We start from the raw sequence: 4198 nt of genomic DNA on the forward strand, positions 1-4198 counted from the left end.
GAACACTTTGCTGAGCATATCGGTAATTTCCAATTGCTCTGCCTACAGAAAGAAAAAAAGATGCTGCCTAACTCGGTCATCAGCAAATACGTCAAAGAACGTATTAAAACCCTGGAAAAAGAACAGGGCGAGCCTGTTGGCAAAGGCGAAAAAGACCAGATAAAAGAGTCCGTCATTCATGAGTTGCTACCCAAAGCCTTCAGTGAATACCACAGTTGGTATGTATATCTGGACCCCATCAATGGCTTAATTGTCGTGGATAGCTCTAACGTTAAACTGGCCGAGGAGTGTATTCATTACTTACGCATCACACTGAGCAGCTTAGCCACACAGCCCGTGGTCACGGAATATAAGCCCTGTGAAGTATTAACCTGCTGGTTGGCCCGCAGCGCGCCACTGCCTGAAGGTCTGCTACTGGACCAATGTGCTGAGCTGCGTTTTGTGGGGAGTGAAGATGCGGACATTGTGAAACTCAGTAAAAGCGATTTGGAACTGGAAGAAGTCGAGCCACATATTGCTGCGGGCAAAATGGTTACGAAATTAGGCTTTCACTGGACCGATTATCTGGCTGGCATCATCCACGATGATTTCCGTTTTACTCAATTAAAGTTTGAATTAACCGACCAGGAAAAAGCGGAAGATTTTATGTCTCAGGCACGGGCCGATTTTATCTTAATGGCCAATGCCCTCTCTCAACTCTACCGCAATTTTATTAAGTATTTCGGTGGTTACAAAAAAGACAAGGAGGCAGCCTAATGAACAATAATAACAAACAACCCACACCCGAAGAATTAGCCTTGGTGACGCTGGATGCTTATCTTGATGCGAACCAGCCTAAAACGTTTATTGATGCGATTAATCAATTAAAAGTACTACAAACACAATTAAGTGCAATGAGCTTGAATTTACAACGCATTATTCAAGCCCCTAATACCGAGTCACTCACCGTTCATTAAAAGGAGAAAATACCATGGCTTGCTATGCCGTTTTCCAGCTACGGAACCCGGTTAAAGCAGTAACCACCGGATTGGTAGAACAGATTAATAAAGTACGGCCTTACTGGGTCACCCATAATTACCTGATACAATTTGCTTCACCGCTCTACGAACATTATGAATATGTGTATGAAAATCCTCAGCATGTGTTAGTGCGGGTGGTGATTACTCATAAATCAAACCTACAGTATTTTTATATTTTATTTGATAAAGCCTCACACATGGTGTTGATGGAAAATAAAGACGTTAACACTATTCCCGTCGATTTATTACAGGCCTTCCTCGCCCGTTATATGCCGTTCGATGTTGAGCATGTGGAATGTTTTTCTGATGTACTCGCCTTCGCACATTATTATAAAACGTTAAAGCATCTTAAGTTAATGACGCTCAAAGCGGCTTAATCGGTATCGCTATGAATAAAAAGATAAAAAAGGCCTATTTAGCAGAGTGTCGTACTAAACACACACGTAAACACTGGCTTCATTCCTGGTTTGATCGGCTAGGTATCGTCAAATATAAAGCATACTGGGACGATCAACACGATGAGTTTACAGGCTTTGCACCTTGTATACGTTGGTGGCATCCCGCAACATGGTTTTTAATTCTGACAGCTTTTTTATACATCATTTTCATTGCCATTAATGAAGCCGTCACTTGTATTATTGACAGTTTGATAGAGCTTAAAGAAATATACCAAACCATTAAAATGAACGCTAAATCCAAAGGTATTTGGCTCAATTAAAAATCATTAAATAACTATTTATAAAATACGTTCTTTTCAGAGGTTACCACAATGAATATCACAGTGGCGGCGCCCGATCCAGTGCGCATGGTGGACTTTTATGCCCAAAAACTGCAGGACATCAAACAGCAGATCACCGACTTAAACCAACAAAAAACCTTTATCGAGCGCGAATTAATTAATCTGGTCGGCGCTCAAGAGGAAGGTTCTAACGCTCATGAAACCACGTTTTTTAAAGTCACGACCACGGGGAAAATCGATCGTAAAGTTATCACGAAACACTTAAACACGGTAAAAGAAGTGGTGACACCGGAAATCTTTAATTCGATTTTTCGGCTTAAGTTTGAGGTGAATGTCACCGCATTAAAGCAGTTAAAAAAACAATGTCCCAAGGAGTATAACGCCGTAGCCTATGCCATTGAGTCCAAGCCCGCTAAGACCAGCGTCAAAGTTGACGCGCTGGAGCAGTAACCATGGCTTTATCTTTAGCAAATATTGGCTTAACGCAGGCGCTGAAAGCGCCGCGCATGGTGCTATACGGCAGCCATGGTTTAGGCAAAACCACCTTTGCCGCCAGTGCACCCAGTCCCATTTTTTTATTTACCGAAGACGGTGCGGGTGCATTACAGGTCAATGCCTTTCCCTTATTAACCAGCTTTCCCGATGTGATTAGCGCCCTACAGGCGTTGTACCAGGAACAGCATGAGTTTCAGACAGTTGTCTTGGATTCGTTAGACCATTTGGAACCATTGATTTGGACTTACACCGCCCAACAGCACGGCAAGAGCAGTATTGAAGATTTTGGATATGGTAAGGGTTATGGTGAAGCCCTGACCTATTGGCGACAATGTTTAGCTTGGCTTGATGCCCTGCGTAACGAAAAAAACATGGCCATTATTTTAATTGCCCATACCCAGGTCAAACGCTTTGATTCACCCGAGACTGAACCCTACGACCGTTACCAAATTAAATTACATGACCGGGCCAGTGCCTTAATTCAAGAGTCGGTCGATTGCGTGTTATTCACCAATTTTAAAACCGTTGTTAAAAAAACGGATGTTGGTTTTGGTAACGAAGTGACACGCGGTATTACCACTGGCCAACGTGTTTTATATACCCAGGAAACCCCGGCCTTTTTAGCTAAAAACCGTTATGGCCTGCCCCCAGAAATCCCGCTGCAATGGGATGCGTTTTCACAGGCCTTACCACACAACCAATTAGGATTTTAATCATGGCAAATTTAGGTTTTTCAACCCAAGCATACGATCCCAATATTAATTTTTTTACCCCTATTCCCGCGGGTGATTATTTAGCGATGATCGATAAAGCCGACGTTAAAATGAATAAAGTGGGTACCGGTCATTATATCGCATTTTCGTACATTATTTTGGAAGGCCAATACGCCGAACGTCGGGTATTTGATAATCAAAATATCAGTCATCCGAATCAGCAAGCAGAAAATATTGGTCGTCGGGCTATTTCAGCGATAGGCCAGGCGCTGGGTAATCCGAACGTACAAGACTCCGACCAATTATTAAATCAACCACTGGTCATCAAAGTCACTATCCGCAATAACAAGCAATCCAACGAACCGGAAAATGTGATACGAGGTTGGGCGTCTAAAGACAGTTATCAGAGTGCGGCAGCGAATCCAATGGGTAATATGCCTCCCATACAAACACCTACACAACAAACACCAGGTGTTGCCCATCAGATGCCGCCGACTCAGCAAGTCAACCAAGCGGCACCTACTCAGCAGGTTAACCAAACCCCACAACAAACCTCAATGCCCTTACAAGCAAGCCAGTTTGTGCAGGGAAATAATCCACCACCTAACCAAACGCAAACACCACCAGCAGCCACGCAGCACGTTGCTACACCTCAACAACAACCATCCATCAATACCCAACAGGTGCCTTCAAATCCAACTGCAGGGAATTTTGAACAACCCGTATGGAATCAGAGCCATGCAACTGCCTGAGTCTCAGCACAACACCATTAATGCGATTTATCAGCATTATGAGCAGCAACAGACCAGCCATGGTTGGCGCGCCCATTTAGGGGCGTCAATCATTGGTAAAAGCTGTGAGCGTGCATTGTGGTATGACTTCCATTGGTGTTCGATAAAAAGTCATAAAGGGCAAATGCTGCGTTTATTTGAAACTGGGCATTTAGCTGAGGATCGTTTTGCGGCGAATTTACGGGCAGCGGGTATTAAGGTCTGGACCGTTGATCCCAATACTGGAAAACAATTTCGCGTGTCTGCTTGCCAGGAACACTTTGGCGGCTCAATGGATGGTGTGGGCCATGGCTTTTTAGAAGCACCAAGCCAGTGGCATATCATCGAAATGAAAACCCACAGCGAAAAAAGTTTTAAATCGTTGGAAAAAGACGGCGTACAAAAAAGCAAACCGCAGCACTTTACCCAGATGCAAGTGTATATGCACCTGCAGCAAATCGA

8 protein-coding genes are annotated in these 4198 nt (G+C 43.8%); all 8 read left to right on the top strand.

The genetic code is table 11. The annotated features are described in order from the left end of the window. Nucleotides 1–756 (top strand): recombination-associated protein RdgC (locus KHS79_RS25605; protein ID WP_212722998.1); only part of this gene is annotated, 756 nt, incomplete at its 5' end. Further along, the gene (locus KHS79_RS25610) at nt 756–956 is read left to right on the top strand and encodes a hypothetical protein (RefSeq protein ID WP_094787751.1); all 201 of its coding nucleotides are present in this window, start codon (nt 756–758) and stop codon (nt 954–956) included. The genes KHS79_RS25605 and KHS79_RS25610, both read left to right, overlap by 1 nt. A 14-nt stretch (nt 957–970) precedes the next feature. Then, nucleotides 971–1396, top strand: a complete 426-nt coding sequence (locus tag KHS79_RS25615; protein WP_212722999.1) for a hypothetical protein — start codon at nt 971–973, stop codon at nt 1394–1396. An 11-nt stretch (nt 1397–1407) separates the two neighbouring features. After that, nucleotides 1408–1737 carry a hypothetical protein gene (locus KHS79_RS25620; protein ID WP_212723000.1) on the top strand — a complete coding sequence of 110 codons (330 nt, stop codon included), beginning with the start codon at nt 1408–1410 and terminating at the stop codon, nt 1735–1737. A 51-nt stretch (nt 1738–1788) separates the two neighbouring features. After that, nucleotides 1789–2208, top strand: coding sequence for a DUF7173 family protein (locus KHS79_RS25625; protein WP_212723001.1), 420 nt, complete (start codon nt 1789–1791; stop codon nt 2206–2208). 2 nt (nt 2209–2210) lie between these two features. After that, nucleotides 2211–2966, top strand: a complete 756-nt coding sequence (locus KHS79_RS25630) for an ATP-binding protein (RefSeq protein WP_212723002.1) — start codon at nt 2211–2213, stop codon at nt 2964–2966. Between the two features lie 2 nt (nt 2967–2968). Next, entirely contained in the window at nt 2969–3718 is a 750-nt protein-coding gene (locus KHS79_RS25635) for a DUF669 domain-containing protein (protein ID WP_212723003.1), read from the top strand. Then, nucleotides 3705–4198: hypothetical protein (locus KHS79_RS25640; protein WP_407704251.1), on the top strand; the 494-nt coding region annotated here is incomplete at its 3' end. The genes KHS79_RS25635 and KHS79_RS25640, both read left to right, overlap by 14 nt.

The sequence above is a fragment of the Zooshikella ganghwensis genome, assembly GCF_018263875.1.
GTDB classification, from domain to species: domain Bacteria; phylum Pseudomonadota; class Gammaproteobacteria; order Pseudomonadales; family Zooshikellaceae; genus Zooshikella; species Zooshikella ganghwensis.

Excerpts from the sequence above, each read along its gene's own strand:
- KHS79_RS25610 (WP_094787751.1), top strand. The coding sequence starts at position 756 with ATGAACAATAATAACAAACAACCCACACCCGAAGAATTAGCCTTGGTG.
- KHS79_RS25615 (WP_212722999.1), top strand. The coding sequence starts at position 971 with ATGGCTTGCTATGCCGTTTTCCAGCTACGGAACCCGGTTAAAGCAGTA.
- KHS79_RS25620 (WP_212723000.1), top strand. The coding sequence starts at position 1,408 with ATGAATAAAAAGATAAAAAAGGCCTATTTAGCAGAGTGTCGTACTAAA.
- KHS79_RS25625 (WP_212723001.1), top strand. The coding sequence starts at position 1,789 with ATGAATATCACAGTGGCGGCGCCCGATCCAGTGCGCATGGTGGACTTT.
- KHS79_RS25630 (WP_212723002.1), top strand. The coding sequence starts at position 2,211 with ATGGCTTTATCTTTAGCAAATATTGGCTTAACGCAGGCGCTGAAAGCG.
- KHS79_RS25635 (WP_212723003.1), top strand. The coding sequence starts at position 2,969 with ATGGCAAATTTAGGTTTTTCAACCCAAGCATACGATCCCAATATTAAT.